The following is a 16,952-nucleotide window of genomic DNA, read 5'->3' on the forward strand; positions in this document are numbered from 1 at the left end:
CAGAGCGTCAGCTTCTGTAGTCGCCGTTGATCTCGACATATTCCTTGGTCAGATCACAGGTATAGACGGTCGCACGGCCAGAACCGAGCCCGATGTCGACACGGATCGGAATGTCTTCGCCCTTCATGACGGCGCTTGCCGCCGCCTCCGAATACTCCGGATCCCGCTCGCCTTCGACGGCAACGCGCACATCGCCGAACCAGATCGCCAGCAGGTCTCGTTCGGCCATCTCTCCGGATTTGCCGACAGCCATGACCACCCGGCCCCAGTTCGCATCCTCGCCGGCAACAGCCGTCTTCACCAGCGGCGAATTGGCGATCGACAGCGCAATGCGCTTGGCCGCGGCATCGTTTTCCGCACCTTCGACGGTTACGGCCACCATCTTGCGGGCGCCCTCGCCGTCGCGCACCACCTGCAGGGCCAGATCGTGCAGCAGATCGTTGAGCGCGATGCGGAAGGCGTCGAGGCGTGGATCGGCGACGTCCACAACCTTTGCCTGCCCGTCTTTCGCGGCCGCGCCGGTTGCAAACAGCATGAGCGTGTCGGAGGTGGAGGTGTCGCTGTCAACAGTGACGGAGTTGAAGGTCGGGCCGACGCCGGCGGAAAGCAGGGCCTGAAGCGCTGGCGGCGCGATATCTGCGTCCGTCACCACGAAGGAAAGCATCGTCGCCATGTCGGGCGCGATCATGCCTGCGCCTTTGGCGATGCCGTTGATCGTCACCGTGACGCCGCCAATCTTAGCACTGCGGGTCGCGACCTTCGGATAGGTATCCGTCGTCATGATCGCCTTGGCGGCCTCGAACCAGAAATCTTCCTTGGCGGAAACCGCAAGACCATCGAGGACGCCGGCGAATTTGGTCGCATCGAGCGGTTCGCCGATCACGCCGGTCGAGGCGAGGAAGATCTCGTTCTCCTTGCATCCGACGGCCTTGGCTGCGGACTGCGCCGTGAGTTCGGTCGCCTCCCGCCCCTTCTTGCCCGTAAACGCATTGGCATTGCCAGAATTGACGACGACGGCGCGTGCAACACCGCCCGGAAGATTCCTGCGGCAGAAGTCGACCGGCGCCGACGGGCATTTCGATCGGGTGAAGACGCCGGCAACCGCAGCGGGCTCGTCGAAGATCATCATCAGCACGTCGGTGCGGTTCTTGTACTTGATCCCTGCCGCGGCCGTAGCCATGCGCACACCTCGAAGCGGCGGTATTTCGGCGAAGGTTTTCGGAGCGAGCGGAGAAACGGAGCCGGACATGGGATGAACCTGCTTTGAGAACCCTGGATGCTGTTGCGACAGATGCCCGAACGGCACCGAACCGTCGGGCATCGCGAATGCGTGAAACCGGATGTCGCTCAACCTCTTTGGCTAGCGCATCCGGCGAAAGCTTACTTGGTTTCCTGCGGCTTGTTGGCCTCGTCATAGGCCTTCTTGAGCGCCGGATCCGAGATTTCGACCCCGGTTTCCTTTTTCGCGGAAGCTAGAAGCTCAAGATATTTGTCACGCATGACGAGCTGACGAACCTGCGGCTCGACCTGTTCCAGCGTCGGCGGCGCCTGCGGGCGCTTGTCCTCGACGAGGATGACGTGGAAGCCGAACTGCGTCTTCACCGGCGTCTTGGTGTAGGTGCCCTTTTCGAGGGCGAAGGCAGCCGCCTCGAATTCCGGCACCATCCGTCCCTTGGCGAAGTAGCCCAGATCGCCGCCGTCATCCTTGTTCGGATCGGACGATTTGGCCTTGGCGAGCTCGACGAAGCTCTTGCCGGCGTCGAGTTCCTTGATCACGGCCTTTGCCTCGTCCTCGGTCTTCACCAGGATATGGCGTGCCTTGATCTCTTCCTGTGCCGGGATTGCGGCGATTTCCTTGTCGTAACGGGCCTTGACGTCTTCCTTCGTCACTGCGTCCACCACATGCTTCTTGAAGAACGCATTGTGCAGCTCGCGTTCGGTGAGGTAGGCGATACGCTGCTTGAAGACGGCGTCGTCCTGCAAGCCCTCCTTCTCGGCGTTCTTTGCCAGAAGCTTGACGTCGATGACGGCCGAAAGCGCGGCGGCGCGTTTCTGTTCTTCCGGCATCTGCTGAAGCTGGGGATCAAGACCACCGAGGGCGAGATTGAGCTCGGATTGGCGGACTTCCTGCTCGCCAACCTTCGCGATTACCGGATCGGTTTCTTCGGCGCGCACTCCGTGCACAGCGATCGCCGCGACGAAAACCGCAGCCGCCAAAGTCTTGTATCTGGACATTTCAATAACCTTTCACCATTGGCCGCCGGGCGCGATTGCCTCTGGCCGTTGCGGCTGCACAACACCAGAATATGGCCGTTCTGTAGCCATCCGGCAGTGCAAGTGCGTTGACATAATCCGACCCCCCTCTTATCTGTCACGCAACCTCGCGTCCAGAACAGTTTCCGGGCGTTTCATGGCATTATGTGGTTTTTCAAACCCAACCTGAAACCCCAGGCGACAAATAAAGAAAGGGCCATTCATATGGTCAGTCTCGGCGGCCTAGCCCGCAAGTTGTTTGGTTCCGCCAATGAGCGCCGCGTCCGCAGTTACCAGGGCCGGGTGGACGCCATCAACGCTCTCGAAGCCGAAATGAAGGCGCTCAGCGATGAAGCGCTGGCGGCAAAGACCACGGAATTCCGCCAGCAGTTGGCCGACGGCAAGACACTCGACGACATCCTTGTGCCGGCCTTCGCCGTCGCGCGCGAAGCGGCGCGCCGCGTCCTCGGCCTGCGTCCCTTCGACGTCCAGCTCATCGGCGGCATGATCCTGCACGAGCGCGCCATTTCCGAGATGAAGACCGGTGAAGGCAAGACGCTCGTTGCCACACTGCCCGTCTATCTCAATGCGCTTGCCGGCAAGGGCGTGCATGTTGTCACCGTCAACGACTACCTGGCCCAACGCGACGCCGGCATGATGGGCCGCATCTACGGCTTCCTCGGCCTGACGACCGGCGTTATCATTCATGGCCTCACCGACGAGCAGCGCCGCGACGCCTATGCCTGCGACGTCACTTACGCGACCAACAACGAGCTTGGCTTCGACTATCTGCGTGACAACATGAAGTATGAGCGCTCGCAGATGGTGCAGCGCGGTCACTTCTTCGCTATCGTCGACGAAGTCGACTCCATCCTGGTCGACGAGGCGCGCACGCCGCTGATTATCTCCGGCCCGCTCGACGACCGCTCCGATCTCTACAATACGATCAACGATTTCATTCCGCTGCTTGCGCCGGAAGACTACGAGATCGACGAGAAGCAGCGCTCGGCCAACTTCTCGGAGGAAGGCACCGAGAAGCTTGAAAACATGCTGCGGCAGGCGGGCCTCTTGAAAGGCGAGTCGCTCTACGACATCGAGAACGTTGCGATCGTCCATCACGTCAACAATGCGCTGAAGGCTCACCAGCTCTTCACGCGCGACAAGGACTACATCGTGCGCAACGGCGAGATCGTCATCATCGACGAGTTTACCGGCCGCATGATGCCGGGGCGCCGTTATTCCGAGGGCCAGCACCAGGCGCTCGAGGCCAAGGAAAAGGTACAGATCCAGCCCGAGAACCAGACACTCGCCTCGATCACCTTCCAGAACTATTTCCGCATGTACGAAAAACTTGCCGGCATGACCGGTACGGCAGCGACGGAAGCCGAGGAATTCGGCAATATCTACGGCCTCGAAGTGATCGAAGTTCCGACCAACCTGCCGATCCAGCGCGCCGATGAGGATGACGAGGTCTATCGGACGGCGGGCGAGAAATACAAGGCGATCATCGACGAGATCAAGTCTGCGCACGAGCGCGGCCAGCCGATGCTGGTTGGTACCACCTCCATCGAAAAGTCCGAGCTTCTCGCCGACATGCTGAAAAAAAGCGGCTTCTCGAAGTTCCAGGTCTTGAACGCCCGCTACCACGAACAGGAAGCCTATATCGTCGCCCAGGCCGGCGTTCCAGGCGCCGTGACGATCGCCACCAACATGGCCGGCCGCGGCACCGACATCCAGCTCGGTGGCAACCCCGACATGCGCATCCAGCAGGAACTGGCCGAGATGGAGCCGGGGCCGGAGCGCGAGGCACGCGAAAAGGCGATCCGCGAAGAAGTGCAGAAGCTCAAGGAGAAGGCACTCGCGGCCGGCGGTCTCTACGTTCTCGCTACGGAGCGCCATGAGAGCCGCCGCATCGACAACCAGCTGCGCGGCCGTTCGGGCCGCCAGGGGGATCCCGGGCGTTCGAAGTTCTACCTGTCATTGCAGGACGACCTGATGCGCATCTTCGGGTCCGACCGTATGGACGGCATGTTGCAGAAGCTGGGCCTGAAGGAAGGCGAGGCAATCGTCCATCCGTGGATCAACAAGGCGCTCGAGCGGGCACAGAAAAAGGTCGAGGCCCGCAACTTCGACATCCGCAAGAATCTGTTGAAGTATGACGACGTCCTCAACGATCAGCGCAAGGTCATCTTCGAGCAGCGCATCGAGCTGATGGACGCGGAAAGCGTCACCGAGACGGTCACCGACATGCGCAACGAAGTGATCGAGGATGTCGTCAGCAAGCGGATCCCCGAGCGTGCCTATGCCGAGCAATGGGACGTCGAGGGACTGAAGGCGGATGTCCAGCAATATCTCAACCTCGACCTGCCGGTCACCGAGTGGGCGGCCGAAGAAGGTATCGCCGAGGACGACATTCTCGAACGCGTCAACGCTGCCGCCGACAAGGCTGCTGCCGACCGGGCGGAACGCTTCGGCCCCGACATCATGCAATATATCGAGCGCTCCGTCGTGCTGCAGACGCTAGACCATCTCTGGCGCGAACACATCGTCAACCTCGACCATCTTCGTTCGGTCATCGGCTTCCGCGGCTACGCCCAGCGCGATCCGCTGCAGGAGTACAAGTCCGAGGCGTTCGAACTGTTCCAGGGACTGCTCGGTAATCTCCGCCAAGCCGTAACCGCACAGTTGATGCGCGTCGAACTGGTTCGCGAGGCGCAGGAAGCAAGCCAGCCGCTGCCGCCAATGGAAGGCCATCATATCGATCCGCTGACCGGCGAGGACGACTTCGCGCAATCTGGCGCGCCGCTGCTGGCCGTTGCACAGGCCGACCGCAATCCAGCCGACCCCTCGACCTGGGGCAAGGTATCGCGCAATGAGCCCTGCCCTTGCGGCTCGGGCAAGAAATACAAGCATTGCCACGGGATATACGAAGCATGATCGAATGCCGCCTTCGGGCGGCATTTTCGTAAGCGCGTTCGACCGGGCCCCGGCTCAGCTTGTGGGCAGCTGTGTGACAGCCCTCCTGCGGATGCCGCGCGAACCGTTTGTTAACGCTGATCTGGCAGAAGTGGTCCCTGTATTGCGTAGTGTCAGGGTGTCCCTCGTGTTCATGGCGGTATGTCAATCGGCCGGACGAATGTTGCCGTCGGCGCTGAGGCAACGCCTGTCTCCGCTGCCGGCCAGGCTTGGATCGATCGCGTCCGGCGCTGATCCCAAGACCCGTGCACAACGCACGGCCCTGATCGCTTTCGCGATCCGCATCTTCAGTGCAGCCATTGCTCTCGTCTCTCAGATCGTTCTCGCTCGTCTGATGGGCGAGTTCGAATACGGCGTCTTCGTCTTCGTCTGGGTCCTGGCCGTCCTGTTCGGCAACCTGTCGTGCCTCGGCCTGCACGCGGCCGTGATCCGCTTCGTGCCGGAATATCAAACGGCAGGCGCCGTGGCCGAAATCCGTGGGCTCACGACCGCGGCGCGCGTCTTTGCGCTGTTGTCGGCGACCGCACTCGCCGCCATCGGCGCCATCGGTCTCTGGTGCTTTGCGGACATGATCGAGCATTATCATCTCGTCGCCCTCTATCTCGCTCTGGTCGCCCTGCCGATGATTGCGCTCGGTGACGTGATGGACGGCACGGCGCGCGCGCATGGCTGGCCGTTCGCGGCGATGAGCCCCACCTTCATCGTTCGGCCGCTGCTCATCCTCGTCTTCATGGTGCTGGCCACCGCCGGCGGCTTGCCGAACACGGCAAAGACGGCAATGATCGCCGCGCTGGCGGCCACCTACGTCACGACGCTCGGGCAATTTCTCGCAATGACACGGCGCCTGCGCAGACGTTACGTTCGCGGACCGATGAAGATCGAACTCGGACCATGGCTGCGCCTTTCCGTGCCGATATTCCTCGCGGAAGGTTTCGGTTTTCTGCTGACCAATTCCGACGTGGTGATCGTCGGGCTCTACCTGCCGCCGGACGACGTGGCGATCTACTTCGCCGCTGCCAAAACCATGGCTCTCGTCCATTTCGTCATGTTCGCCGTGAAGGCGGCGGCGGGTCCGCGCTTTTCCGAGGCAATGGCCTCCGGCGAGAGACGCCAACTCGCCGAAATCGCAACCGAAAGCGCGCACTGGTCCTTCTGGCCCTCTCTCGCGATGGGCGGCACTGTGCTCATCGCCGGTCGTTTCCTGCTGTCGCTGTTCGGCCCGGCTTTCACCGCGGGGGCGCCATTGATGGCGATCCTGTTTGCCGGGATTCTGGCCAAGGCCTTCGTCGGCCCCGTCGAAACCCTGCTGACCATGACCGGCCGGCAGAAGCTCTGTGCGATACTTTACGCGACCGCGCTCGCCGTCAACATCGCGCTGAATATTGTTCTTATCCCGGCCTTCGGCCTGATCGGCGCAGCATTCGCCACCGCCGGCGCGATGTTCTTCGAGGCAGCAATTCTGCACCTTGCTGCAAGACGCGCTTTCGCCATCCCCCTCCTCGCTTTCGCGGGCGCAGGAAGCGGCAACGACAAGAACGAGGCGATCCGTCCATGATCGGCAACACACCCTTTCCCGGAGATACGAACGGCAGAGCGAGCCGCCTGCTCGGCGGATTGGCCCAGCCGGACATCGACGTGGCGCAACCCGAGCAGACCGTCAGCGTCGGGCGGCCAGGCCGCTACCTTTCGATCTATTCCGCAAGGGCCGGCTACGAGTTGCAACGAGAGCTCGATTACCTCTCCAACCGCGCAATAGAACCGAACATATTCTTCACGGGCCGCTTCCTCGCTCCGGCCATGCCGCGCCTCGAGGACCGGGTTATCCGGCTCGCGGTGATCCGGGACAACGACGAACGCCGCAGCAGAATGCGCTTCCTCATGCCGTTTTCGATCGAGAAACCGGGGTTCGCGATCGGTGCATCTATCATTCGTGCCTGGTCCAACCCGTTTGGCCCGCTCGGCGTACCGCTGCTCGATGCAGAAGATGCGGCCGAAACGATCAGCAATCTTTACGAGGCCCTGGCCGCATCGTCGTCCGGCCTGCCGCCGGTGCTCGTGCTGCCGGACGTGAGGCTCAGGGGCCGGTTCGCACAACTCGCCCGCGCCGTCGCGATCAGCGAAAACCTGCCGCTCACCGTGACGGACACCTTTGAACGGCCGATGCTCGAAAGCCTGCTCGACGGCCCGACCTATTTGCGCAAGGCAATCAAGCGCGGGCATTTCAAGGAATTGCGGCGCCAGTGGAAGAACCTCGAAAAGCACGGACGCCTGATCTACACCGTCGCACGCCAGCCGGAGGAGATCCGGTTGCGCATGGAGGAATTCCTGGCGCTGGAGGCTTCCGGCTGGAAGGGGCGAGAACGCAGCGCCATGATCACGGATCGCTTCCGCGCCGCCTTTGCCCGCGAGGCGATCACCAATCTCGCCGAGACGGATAGCGTCCGCATCCACACACTCGATCTCGACGGCAAGGCGATCGCCTCCATGGTCGTTCTGCTCATGGCCGGCGAGGCCTATACGTGGAAGACCGCCTATGACGAGCGCTATGCGATATATTCGCCCGGCAAGCTGCTGCTGGCCGAACTGACGGAATGGCACCTCGACGACGCCAACATCGCCCGCTCCGATTCCTGCGCCGTGCCCAACCACCCGGTGATAGGCCGCTTCTGGCAGGAGCGCGAGGAGATGGGAACCCTCGTCATCGGCTTGCAGCAGAACCGTGACCGCGATGTCCGCCAGGTTGCCGCCCAGCTCCACCTCTATCGCAATACGCGCAACATGGCACGGCTGCTGCGCGAGAAGATACGGGCGCTTGCCGGCCGCTGACGCCTCGGTCCGAAAATCGGATTCGATCTTCGGGATATGTGTGGATTCAAAGACTTACAGCGCCTTTGTGCGTCCTGAAGGACGCACGGCGCCGTAATGCCGCCGCTACTTGCGAAGCGCTTCGGCAGCCGCCCGATCGCGCAGAAGCCGTCGGATCACCTTTCCCGACGTCGTCAAAGGCAGGCTATCGACGAACTCGATCTCGCGCGGGTATTCGTGCATGGAGAGCCTGGTTTTCACCCAGTCGCGGATTCCGGCCGCGACCTCGTCATCGGCGGAGACGCCTGGCTTCAGCACCACATAGGCCTTGACGATCTCCGTGCGGACCGGATCGGGCTTGCCGACGACCGCCGCCAGTTGAACGTCGGGATGGCCGGCCAGGCAATCCTCGATCTCGCCTGGACCGATGCGGTAGCCGGACGAGGTGATGACGTCGTCGTCACGGCCGAAGAAGGTGAAGTAGCCCTCCGCGTCCATCACGCCCTGGTCCCCGGTCGTCATCCAATCATCGACGAACTTCATTTCCGTCGCCCGCTCGTTGCGCCAATAGCGGAGGAACATCACCGGATCCGGGCGCTGCACAGCCACCTGCCCGACTGTGCCCGGCGGCAGGATCCTCCCTTCACCGTCGATGATCGCCACCCTGTGACCGGGTGCCGCCTTGCCCATGGAGCCCGGCTTCAAGACACCGAGATCTGCGGCCGAAGAGATGACGATATTGCACTCCGTCTGGCCGTAGAACTCGCTGACTTCGATCCCGAGCGCTGCCTTTGCCCATTCGAAGGTCTCCCGCCCGAGCGCCTCGCCGGCGGAGCCGATCGTCCGCAGCTTGAGAGCGTAACGGTCACCTGGCCGGTCGACGGCCTTCAGGAGCCGAAGCGCTGTCGGCGGGATGAAGGCATTGCGCACATCCATCTCTTCCATGATCCGGAAGGCCATATGCGGATCGAATTTCTGCGCCGGCGATGAAACAACCGGCACGCCGAGCAGCAGCGACGGCAGCAGTGCGTTCAGAAGCCCCCCGGCCCAGGCCCAATCGGCCGGAGTCCACATCCGGTCGCCCGGTTGCGGCAGGAAGTGATGATGGAACTGGAAGCCCGGCAAGTGACCGAGCAGGACGCGGTGGCCATGCAGCGCGCCCTTTGGAGGCCCCGTTGTACCGGAGGTGTAGATCATCAGCGCCGGATCGTCCGGCGTCGTATCAGCGGCCGCAAAACGCTTCCCGCTGTTTGCGAGCCGATCGAAACGCACTGTTCCGGGCTCATCCCCTTCATCCGCCAGCACGAAGAGAGCGAGTTCCGGCAGCTTCGCTCTGATCGCCGCAAGCCGCTCGTAGCCGAACCGGTTGGTGATGATCGCGGTCGCTCCGGCATCCAGCAGCCGATATTCGAGCGCATCGACGCCGAACAGCAAAGCGAGCGGCAAGGCGATCGCGCCAAGCTTGTAGATCGCAACATGCGCGATTGCTGCCTCGAAACCCTGCGGCAGAAAGATCGCGACACGGTCGCCGCGCTTGACGCCATGGTCTTCCAATCCGGCGGCAAAAGCGGACGAGCGCACCGCGAAGGCGCCATAGGTCAAAGAAAGATGCGCGCCGTCAGGCCTGAAGTGCTGAAGGCAGACACGCTCCGGTTCCCGCTCCGCCCATGCATCGCTGACCGCAACGCCGATGTTGAACTTCTCCGGAATCCGCCAGCGGAAATCGCGGTAGAGTTCATCGTAGTTTTCGATTTTCGGGAGCATGGGCGGCCGCACAAAATTTTTTCCGCCATGCAGCTAACATTTTCGCACCCGCCTGTTCAATGGAGGCGCGGCTGCGGAAGGCGTCCGATAATCTCCGGGGTATGGTGGTGCCCCATGCCGGGGTCGAACCAGCACTCCTTTCGGAACTCGATTTTGAGTCGAGCGCGTCTACCAATTCCGCCAATGGGGCTCAGGCTGTGATGTCAGCGGCTTGCGATTTACACGATCGATTTCGCGCCGGTCAACCGCGAAAATGCATTTCGCCGCCCGGTGATCACAAAAGCGTGCAAACTGTGTGTCTTGCGGGCAATTTACAGCGCCGCCGATCCTTCCTAAGAAGGCGTCGTAATGGCACGGCCGGCCGCCGAAGCCGTCCACCCTGTCGCCCGACCGCGAGGTATCCATGACCGCAGCTTCCGTCGCCCAACGCCAGCACCTTGTTGGCGCCGTTCTCGTCACGCTCGGCATGGCGGCAACTGTCGGCGGCGCGCTCGGCTTCGAGCATATCGGCGGCTATATCCCCTGTGCGCTCTGCCTGTTGCAGCGCAATCCCTACTACTACGGCATTCCGCTCGGCCTTCTGGCGGTCGTTTCAAGTGCTCTCAAGTTGCCAGCCTGGATCACGCGAACGCTGCTCCTGCTGGTCGGCATCCTGATGCTCGTCGGTGCCGGCATGGGCGTCTATCACTCGGGCGTCGAATGGCATTTCTGGGAGGGACCGTCGACCTGCGCGACAGCCGCGCAGGGCATCTCGTCCGATGTCGGGGACCTGCTCGGCGATCTCGATGCCAAGCACGCCCCCTCCTGCACGGATGCGGCACTCCGCGTGCTTGGGCTCTCCTTTGCAGGCTGGAACGTGATCGCAAGCCTCATCCTGGCTGCGATCGCATTGCGCAGTGCCGCCAAGGCTTGATAATTACGGCTGCAGTTCGACATCCCAGTAGAGATAGTCCATCCAGCTTTCATGCAGATGGTTCGGCGGGAAGAGCCGGCCGTTGTTGTGCAGGTCCTGCACCGTCGGCTGGTAGGGCCTCTGATGCGGGAACATGTTGGCCTGCTTCGGCAGCTTGCTGCCCTTGCGCAGGTTGCAGGGCGAACAGGCCGCCACGACATTTTCCCAAGTCGTCTGGCCGCCATGGGCGCGCGGCACCACATGGTCGAAGGTCAGGTCGTCAGGCGATCCGCAATACTGGCACTCGAACTTGTCGCGGAGGAAAACGTTGAACCGGGTGAAGGCCGGATGGCGCGACGGCTGCACATAGCTCTTGAGACAAACGACGCTCGGCAGCCGCATCGAGAAGCTGGGCGACGAGACTGAATGTTCGTATTCGGCGAGGATCGTGACGCGGTCAAGGAAGACGGCCTTGATCGCGTCCTGCCAGGACCAGAGCGACAAGGGGTAATAACTCAGCGGCCGGTAGTCGGCGTTCAAAACGAGCGCCGGCAGGGCCTGCGGTGAGACTGCAATCGTCAAGCGCATTCTCCTGATCGATTCGGCATCTGCACCTTCTATATTAGTCGTGTTGCGACAGGATTGTGAAGCCACAAAGAAAAACGGCGCGAAGGATTCGCTTTTTTCTTCAAGGCGTCACCGGCAGCGCGTCACGCCGCATTTCCTGTGCATAATAGGCCCAGAACAGCCGCGCGGCGACGCTGCGCCACGGCGACCAGGAGGTTGCGAGCGAATCAATCTCGCTTGCCGTCGGGCGCAGGTCGAACTCCAGCGCATGGCCGATGGCGTTTTGCAGCGCAACGTCGCCGGACGGAAAGACGTCCGGATGGCCGGCGCAGAAAAGCAGGTAGACTTCCGCCGTCCAGCGACCGACCCCCTTGATTGCCGTCAATTCGTGGATCGCCACGGCGGCCTCGGCATTGCAGATGGCGTCGAGATCGATCTCGCCGGCAACCGCGGCGGCCGCGACGCGCCGCAACGTGTCGGCCTTGGCGCGGGAGAGGCCGAATTGCCGGCAATCGTCGTCGCCGAGCGAAAGGACTGCACCCGGACTGATCTCGCCGAGCGCGGCCTCCATGCGCCGCCAGATCGCGGCAGCGCTCGCCTTCGAGACCATTTGCGACACGATAATGTTCGCGATACCGCGATAGCCCGGATCCGTCCGCCTGAGTGGCACCGGCCCCGCCTTGGCGACCACGTGCTCGAGACGGGCGTCGAGCATTATCAGGCCGGCAAGCCCGGCCTCGATATCCTCGTGTGTCCGGATGATCCGCATACGCCCTCCACTGCATGTGTCCTCAAATCCTAACCGATTCAAGGACAAAAACATGCAGCAATTCAAAGTGCTATAGCGTCCTCTGTGCGTCTGAAAAGACGCAGCCGCGCTGTAGAAAGCGGATGACCTTTATACCGCTTCCATGCCAAAGGGAAACGATGACCATCTCGCCCGAGCAACCCGTTTTTCGTTTCGCACCGAGCCCGAACGGCCTGCTGCACCTTGGTCATGCGCTGTCCGCCATCCTTAATCATGACATGGCGGCCTTCGCCAATGGACGCTTTCTGCTGCGGATCGAGGACATCGACCAGACACGTTGCCGCCCGGAGCTGGAACAGGCGATTTTCGATGATCTCGGCTGGCTGGGTCTCAGTTGGGAGCACCCGGTACGCCGCCAATCCGAACACCTCGACCTTTATGCCGAGATGCTTCAGCGCCTGCGGGCAATGGGTGTCGTCTATCCATCCATCATGACCCGCGGGGAGATCAGGGCGGCGGTCGCCGCGGCGGAGGCCGAGGGGTCGGTCTGGCCGCGCGATCCGGACGGAACGCCACTTTATCCGGGCCGCGAGCGCGAACTATCGCTTGGCGAGCAAGCCGCACTTGTCGCCGGCGATCGGCCCTTTGCCTGGCGCCTCGACGTCACAAGGGCGATAGATCTCGTGCCCGGCCGTTTGACATGGCAGGAAACCGGCGCAGGCCCCGCCGGGGAAACGGGCCCGGTTCCGGCGGATCCCGCAAGCTGGGGCGATGTGATCCTTTCGCGTTCCGACGCGCCATCGAGCTACCATCTCTCGGTCGTCGTCGATGACGCGCTCCAGGGCGTCACCCATATCGTGCGCGGGCGCGATCTGTATCACGCGACTTCGGTCCACCGCTTGCTCCAGCGGCTTCTCGATCTCCCGGAACCAGTCTACCACCATCACCGCCTTATCCTCGGGCCGGATGGCAAGAAGCTGTCGAAGAGCAGCAAAGACACGGGTATCGCCGCATTCCGCGCTGCCGGAAAGACGCCAGCGGACATTCGCGCCATGGTGCTATGAACCATTCTCACCGGGGCGATCGTCGCTCTCGCGCTGACCCAAGAAAGTGCGCATGACGAGGCGCTTGACGCGGAATTTCATGATCGCGGCATTGATCTCGGCGCCGATGATGAAGATCGCGCCGATCATGTACAGAAACACCAGGACGATCACGACCGAGGCGAGACCGGCATAGGTGGTCACATAGCTGGAGAAAGCCGTGAGATAATAGGCGAAGACATAGGCTCCGATCGACCAGAACACCAGAGTGAGAACGATTCCGGGAAGGACATCGAGGATCTTGCGGTGGCCGTCCGGAAGCCACAGATGCGACACCAGCAGCCCGCTGGTCAGCATCACAAGGGCAAGCGTTAGCCCCCAATTATCGACCGTTGCGAGGACGGTGTCGAGCCAGGGCAGCCATTGGTCGGCATTGCGCACCGCAAGCGGCACCGCAACGAGCAGAACGCTGATGACGGCAAGGATCAGCACGCCGGCGATCACGAAGCCGAGACTCGCAAGCCGCGTCACATACCACGAGCGGCTCTCAGCAACCCGATAGGCGCGGTTCAGCGCAATCCTGAGCGCCTCTACGCCGTTGGAGGCAAAATAGGCGGCCGCGAGCACGGAAACAGTGAGCACGCCGCCGCGCGGGATCGTCAGCACCCGGACGACCTCGTCGGCCACTGGTTGGGCGATCGATTCCGGCCAGGCATCGAAAATCAGATGGACGGCCGTCTCCGCAAACTGGTCGGCGCCGAGGAAGCTGCCGAGCGCCGTGCCGAAGATCAGGAACGGAAAGACCGCCATCAGCGAGGACAGCGCAACGTGGCTCGCCATCGCCCAGCCGTCGTCCTCGCTGAAATGCCAGAGCGCATCGAAGACGACCTTCCAGATGATGCGAACGACGGCCGGCATTCCTTCTCCGAGCTTGCGGGTATCCACGGCACCGACGGGCGCCTGCGTAACACACGCAATTCAATTGTATCCCACGGATGAATATGGGAAACGGGGGATGGATTTCTACAGGAATCGACCGGATGCCCGATCGCCCAACCATCATTGTCACAGGCTGCTCTTCCGGCATCGGCGCCTATTGTGCCCGCGCGCTGAAGGCAGACGGCTGGCGCGTCTTCGCGACCGTTCGCCGGCCCGAAGATCGGACGGAACTGGAGGCCGAAGGCATCGAGACCTTCATCATGGACTACACCAGGCCGGAAACGATCGTCGCGTTGGCGGAGGCGGTAATGGCCCGTTCTGGCGGGCGCATCGACGCTCTCTTCAACAATGGTGCCTATGGCCAGGCGGGCGCCGTCGAGGACCTGCCGGCCGAGGCGCTCAGACTGCAACTCGAAACCAATGTCGTCGGCTGGCATGAGCTGACACGCCGCGTCATACCGGCGATGCGCGCCCGCGGCCACGGCCGCATCGTCCAATGCTCGTCGATTCTCGGCATCGTCCCCTATCGCTGGCGCGGTGCGTACAACGCCTCGAAATTCGCGATCGAGGGATTGTCGCTGACCTTGAGAATGGAGCTTGCCGGCAGCGGCGTCGACGTCAGCCTGATCGAACCCGGGCCGATCGCCTCGAGATTCACGGCCAATGCCATCCCCTACATCGAGCGCTTCATCGATCTCAAGAATTCCGTCCACCGCAGGGAGTATGAGCGGCAGATGCAACGCCTGCGCGGCGAAAGCAAGCCGGCACCGGGCAAGCTCGGGCCGGATGCCGTCTATGCTGTCTTGAAACATGCGCTGACGTCACGCAGGCCGCGACCGCACTATATAGTAACAAGACCTGCCAAGCAGGGTGCGCTGCTGAAGAAGCTCCTGCCGGCCGCCCTATTCTATCGCATCATCGGCCGTCTCGGCTGACCGAAATCGGAGGGATATGCATCATGTCCACTTTCTTCACCGGCCTGACCCTGCTCGTCATGGGCCTGGTCGTCATCGTCCTGATCCGCGGCCTGTTCAACATGGCCACCGGCGGCAGCGGCAATACTTCGAACAAGCTGATGCAGGCGCGCATCGTCCTCCAGGCGATCGCCATCGCGCTGATCATGCTGACGTTGTGGATTACCGGCGGCGGACGGCCGGGCTGAGAACGGGGCGACGGCACCATGGTAAGGCTCAACAAGATCTATACGAGAACAGGCGACGACGGCACGACCGGACTTGTTTCCGGTCCACGCCGCGCGAAATGCGACCTGCGCATCGAGGCCTATGGCACCGTCGACGAGGCGAACGCCCTGGTCGGCCTTGCGCGCCTGCATACCGGCGACATGGCTGATCTCGACACGATGCTGATGCGCATCCAGAACGACCTCTTCGACCTCGGAGCAGACCTTGCAACACCCGATACCGGCGAGACGCTGGACTATGAACCGCTGAGGATCGCAGCTTCCCAGGTCGCAAGGCTGGAGGATGAGATCGACCGCCTCAATGCCGATCTCGAACCCTTGCGGTCTTTCGTTCTGCCCGCCGGCAGCCCGGCTTCGGCGGCGCTGCACGTTGCCCGCACCGTCGCACGACGCGCCGAACGCCAGATCGTTGCCCTTGCCACCGGTGAGATCGTCAGCCGCGACGCGATCTCCTATATCAATCGGCTCTCGGACTTCCTTTTCGTTGCCGCCCGCTGGGCAAATGACAAGGGACGTGCCGATGTGCTTTGGGTTCCGGGCAAGAACAGATAACCTTCGTCAAGAATCGCGCTCGGGGGCCGCATGTTCATACCGCTTCACGACAGCAACACGCTGAAGCACATCAGCATGCAATATGTGACGATCGCGCTGATCGCCACGAACATCGCGGTCTGGCTGATCACCGGCCCGATCGCTACGGAAGAATTCGCGAACGCGGCCGTGCTCGGGCTCGGCTACATCCCGGCCGTTGTCTTCGAGTATGCCGATCTCGATCCGTCACTCGTCATCGTTCCCGATCAATTTACGTTCGTCACCTATTCGTTCCTGCACGGCGACTTCTCGCATCTGGCGATGAACATGCTGTTTCTCTGGGTTTTCGGCGACAATGTCGAGGACGCGCTCGGGCATTTTCGTTTCCTCGTCTTCTACCTGCTGTGCGCCGCCGCCGGCGCGCTTGCGCACGGATTGCTCGATCCTGCCTCGGAAGCGCCGCTGATCGGCGCCTCCGGCGCCATCTCGGGCGTTGTCGCCGCCTATTTCCTGCTGCATCCGAAGGTGCGCGTGTGGGTTCTGGTCCTCTTCCGCATCCCGTTGCCGCTGCCTGCAGCAATCCCGCTGGCTTTCTGGATCGGCCAGCAATTCTACATGCTGGTGGTCGACTCCGGCAGTGGTGTCTCCTGGAGTGCCCATGTCGGCGGCATTGTTGCGGGGCTTCTGCTGGTGGTCATTTTGCGACGCCGCGGCGTTCCGCTTTTCGATCGCACGATCGTCACTCCGCGCGCCGTCGAGCATCGTGCGGAGCGACCCGAAGCGGTCGACGCAAGCGCTGCAAGCCCCCGAAAACCGCCTACTCCATGGGGGCGTCCGACCTGAGGGCTGATGCTGGCGCGCAATGTCCGCGCCAATATGGAACGCAATTTCAATATGTTGATCGTTCCGCGGGCGGGAAAGCTCCGGCCATTCGACGTTTCCCGCTCCACCTCTTGTCAGGTGCAAATATGACGTGTACGTAAACGTCATTCGAAATCTCGAGGTTATATCGATTTAGCTTCGCGGGCGACGATTGTAATTGGAGAAAAAACGCGTATCGATGTCGCCAACCGACAATCAGGCAGCTCTGTTAAGGGGCATTTTCCTGCGAAAGCTCTTGGAGGGAATGAATCCATGAAAATCCTAGTCACGGTGAAGCGTGTGGTCGACTTCAACGTCAAGATCCGGGTGAAGGCGGACGGCTCGGGTGTCGAGCTGGCCAATGTCAAGATG

The 16,952-nt window shown here is 62.1% G+C and carries 15 protein-coding genes and 1 tRNA gene; 9 read left to right on the forward strand and 7 right to left on the reverse strand.

Features of this window, described 5'->3' with window-relative positions; translation table 11 throughout:
* Nucleotides 1-7 precede the first annotated feature (7 nt).
* Both argJ and QN222_RS29780 read right to left on the reverse strand, forming a co-directional pair.
* Nucleotides 8-1,249 (reverse strand): bifunctional glutamate N-acetyltransferase/amino-acid acetyltransferase ArgJ, encoded by a 1,242-nt coding sequence (gene argJ, locus QN222_RS29775; RefSeq protein ID WP_283964843.1) that lies wholly within the window; start codon nucleotides 1,247-1,249, stop codon nucleotides 8-10.
* A 131-nt stretch (nucleotides 1,250-1,380) separates the two neighbouring features.
* Nucleotides 1,381-2,235, reverse strand: a complete 855-nt coding sequence (locus tag QN222_RS29780) for a peptidylprolyl isomerase (RefSeq protein WP_283964844.1) — start codon at nucleotides 2,233-2,235, stop codon at nucleotides 1,381-1,383.
* A 243-nt stretch (nucleotides 2,236-2,478) separates the two neighbouring features.
* Here QN222_RS29780 and secA point away from each other — a divergent pair, with 243 nt between their 5' ends.
* From secA to QN222_RS29795, 3 genes are all read left to right on the forward strand, one after another.
* Nucleotides 2,479-5,190 (forward strand): preprotein translocase subunit SecA, encoded by a 2,712-nt coding sequence (gene secA, locus QN222_RS29785; protein ID WP_283964845.1) that lies wholly within the window; start codon nucleotides 2,479-2,481, stop codon nucleotides 5,188-5,190.
* 199 nt (nucleotides 5,191-5,389) lie between these two features.
* A complete protein-coding gene (locus QN222_RS29790) occupies nucleotides 5,390-6,784 on the forward strand; it encodes a lipopolysaccharide biosynthesis protein (protein ID WP_283964846.1) in 1,395 nt (464 codons plus the stop codon).
* On the forward strand, nucleotides 6,781-8,055 hold the full coding sequence (locus QN222_RS29795; RefSeq protein WP_283964847.1) for a GNAT family N-acetyltransferase: 1,275 nt from the start codon (nucleotides 6,781-6,783) through the stop codon (nucleotides 8,053-8,055). Before QN222_RS29790 ends, QN222_RS29795 begins: the two co-directional genes overlap by 4 nt.
* Nucleotides 8,056-8,160: 105 nt before the next feature.
* Here the strand turns inward: QN222_RS29795 and QN222_RS29800 are convergent, their stop codons facing one another.
* Together QN222_RS29800 and QN222_RS29805 are read right to left on the reverse strand one after the other, a co-directional pair.
* Entirely contained in the window at nucleotides 8,161-9,798 is a 1,638-nt protein-coding gene (locus QN222_RS29800) for an AMP-binding protein (protein WP_283964848.1), read from the reverse strand.
* A 105-nt stretch (nucleotides 9,799-9,903) separates the two neighbouring features.
* Nucleotides 9,904-9,988: transfer RNA gene (locus tag QN222_RS29805), tRNA-Leu, on the reverse strand.
* A 213-nt stretch (nucleotides 9,989-10,201) separates the two neighbouring features.
* On the opposite strand from QN222_RS29805, the gene QN222_RS29810 reads away from it, so the two are divergent.
* Entirely contained in the window at nucleotides 10,202-10,711 is a 510-nt protein-coding gene (locus tag QN222_RS29810) for a disulfide bond formation protein B (protein ID WP_283964849.1), read from the forward strand.
* Nucleotides 10,712-10,714: 3 nt separating this feature from the next.
* Here QN222_RS29810 and QN222_RS29815 read toward each other — a convergent pair whose 3' ends face one another.
* Together QN222_RS29815 and QN222_RS29820 are read right to left on the reverse strand one after the other, a co-directional pair.
* On the reverse strand, nucleotides 10,715-11,272 hold the full coding sequence (locus QN222_RS29815; protein ID WP_180938922.1) for an HNH endonuclease: 558 nt from the start codon (nucleotides 11,270-11,272) through the stop codon (nucleotides 10,715-10,717).
* Between the two features lie 106 nt (nucleotides 11,273-11,378).
* Nucleotides 11,379-12,026 (reverse strand): DNA-3-methyladenine glycosylase, encoded by a 648-nt coding sequence (locus tag QN222_RS29820; protein ID WP_283964850.1) that lies wholly within the window; start codon nucleotides 12,024-12,026, stop codon nucleotides 11,379-11,381.
* A 158-nt stretch (nucleotides 12,027-12,184) separates the two neighbouring features.
* On the opposite strand from QN222_RS29820, the gene gluQRS reads away from it, so the two are divergent.
* The gene (gluQRS, locus tag QN222_RS29825) at nucleotides 12,185-13,069 is read left to right on the forward strand and encodes a tRNA glutamyl-Q(34) synthetase GluQRS (RefSeq protein WP_283964851.1); all 885 of its coding nucleotides are present in this window, start codon (nucleotides 12,185-12,187) and stop codon (nucleotides 13,067-13,069) included.
* On the opposite strand, the gene QN222_RS29830 is transcribed toward gluQRS, so the two are convergent.
* Complete coding sequence (locus tag QN222_RS29830; protein WP_283964852.1) at nucleotides 13,064-13,966, reverse strand: YihY/virulence factor BrkB family protein; 903 nt, start codon at nucleotides 13,964-13,966, stop codon at nucleotides 13,064-13,066. The two genes, gluQRS and QN222_RS29830, sit on opposite strands and share 6 nt — an antisense overlap.
* A 122-nt stretch (nucleotides 13,967-14,088) precedes the next feature.
* Between QN222_RS29830 and QN222_RS29835 the strand changes: the two genes are divergently transcribed.
* Genes QN222_RS29835 through QN222_RS29850 form a run of 4 tightly spaced genes read left to right on the forward strand, consistent with a single transcriptional unit; the run spans nucleotide 14,089 to nucleotide 16,562 of the window.
* Complete coding sequence (locus QN222_RS29835) at nucleotides 14,089-14,922, forward strand: SDR family oxidoreductase (RefSeq protein WP_283964853.1); 834 nt, start codon at nucleotides 14,089-14,091, stop codon at nucleotides 14,920-14,922.
* A gap of 23 nt (nucleotides 14,923-14,945) precedes the next feature.
* On the forward strand, nucleotides 14,946-15,149 hold the full coding sequence (locus QN222_RS29840) for a twin transmembrane helix small protein (protein ID WP_225168361.1): 204 nt from the start codon (nucleotides 14,946-14,948) through the stop codon (nucleotides 15,147-15,149).
* Between the two features lie 18 nt (nucleotides 15,150-15,167).
* Entirely contained in the window at nucleotides 15,168-15,740 is a 573-nt protein-coding gene (locus tag QN222_RS29845) for a cob(I)yrinic acid a,c-diamide adenosyltransferase (RefSeq protein WP_283964854.1), read from the forward strand.
* A gap of 30 nt (nucleotides 15,741-15,770) precedes the next feature.
* Nucleotides 15,771-16,562, forward strand: a complete 792-nt coding sequence (locus QN222_RS29850) for a rhomboid family intramembrane serine protease (protein WP_283964855.1) — start codon at nucleotides 15,771-15,773, stop codon at nucleotides 16,560-16,562.
* Nucleotides 16,563-16,952 lie beyond the last annotated feature (390 nt).

The sequence above is a fragment of the Sinorhizobium sp. 6-70 genome (assembly GCF_030124375.1).
GTDB lineage: Bacteria > Pseudomonadota > Alphaproteobacteria > Rhizobiales > Rhizobiaceae > Sinorhizobium.

What these genes read in the sequence shown, in the direction of transcription:
- QN222_RS29780 (WP_283964844.1), bottom strand. Translation starts at nt 2,235, where the DNA reads ATGTCCAGATACAAGACTTTGGCGGCTGCGGTTTTCGTCGCGGCGATC.
- QN222_RS29850 (WP_283964855.1), top strand. Translation starts at nt 15,771, where the DNA reads ATGTTCATACCGCTTCACGACAGCAACACGCTGAAGCACATCAGCATG.
- QN222_RS29820 (WP_283964850.1), bottom strand. Translation starts at nt 12,026, where the DNA reads ATGCGGATCATCCGGACACACGAGGATATCGAGGCCGGGCTTGCCGGC.
- QN222_RS29830 (WP_283964852.1), bottom strand. Translation starts at nt 13,966, where the DNA reads ATGCCGGCCGTCGTTCGCATCATCTGGAAGGTCGTCTTCGATGCGCTC.
- QN222_RS29800 (WP_283964848.1), bottom strand. Translation starts at nt 9,798, where the DNA reads ATGCTCCCGAAAATCGAAAACTACGATGAACTCTACCGCGATTTCCGC.
- gluQRS (WP_283964851.1), top strand. Translation starts at nt 12,185, where the DNA reads ATGACCATCTCGCCCGAGCAACCCGTTTTTCGTTTCGCACCGAGCCCG.
- secA (WP_283964845.1), top strand. Translation starts at nt 2,479, where the DNA reads ATGGTCAGTCTCGGCGGCCTAGCCCGCAAGTTGTTTGGTTCCGCCAAT.
- QN222_RS29835 (WP_283964853.1), top strand. Translation starts at nt 14,089, where the DNA reads ATGCCCGATCGCCCAACCATCATTGTCACAGGCTGCTCTTCCGGCATC.
- QN222_RS29810 (WP_283964849.1), top strand. Translation starts at nt 10,202, where the DNA reads ATGACCGCAGCTTCCGTCGCCCAACGCCAGCACCTTGTTGGCGCCGTT.
- QN222_RS29795 (WP_283964847.1), top strand. Translation starts at nt 6,781, where the DNA reads ATGATCGGCAACACACCCTTTCCCGGAGATACGAACGGCAGAGCGAGC.
- argJ (WP_283964843.1), bottom strand. Translation starts at nt 1,249, where the DNA reads ATGTCCGGCTCCGTTTCTCCGCTCGCTCCGAAAACCTTCGCCGAAATA.
- QN222_RS29790 (WP_283964846.1), top strand. Translation starts at nt 5,390, where the DNA reads ATGTTGCCGTCGGCGCTGAGGCAACGCCTGTCTCCGCTGCCGGCCAGG.
- QN222_RS29845 (WP_283964854.1), top strand. Translation starts at nt 15,168, where the DNA reads ATGGTAAGGCTCAACAAGATCTATACGAGAACAGGCGACGACGGCACG.
- QN222_RS29840 (WP_225168361.1), top strand. Translation starts at nt 14,946, where the DNA reads ATGTCCACTTTCTTCACCGGCCTGACCCTGCTCGTCATGGGCCTGGTC.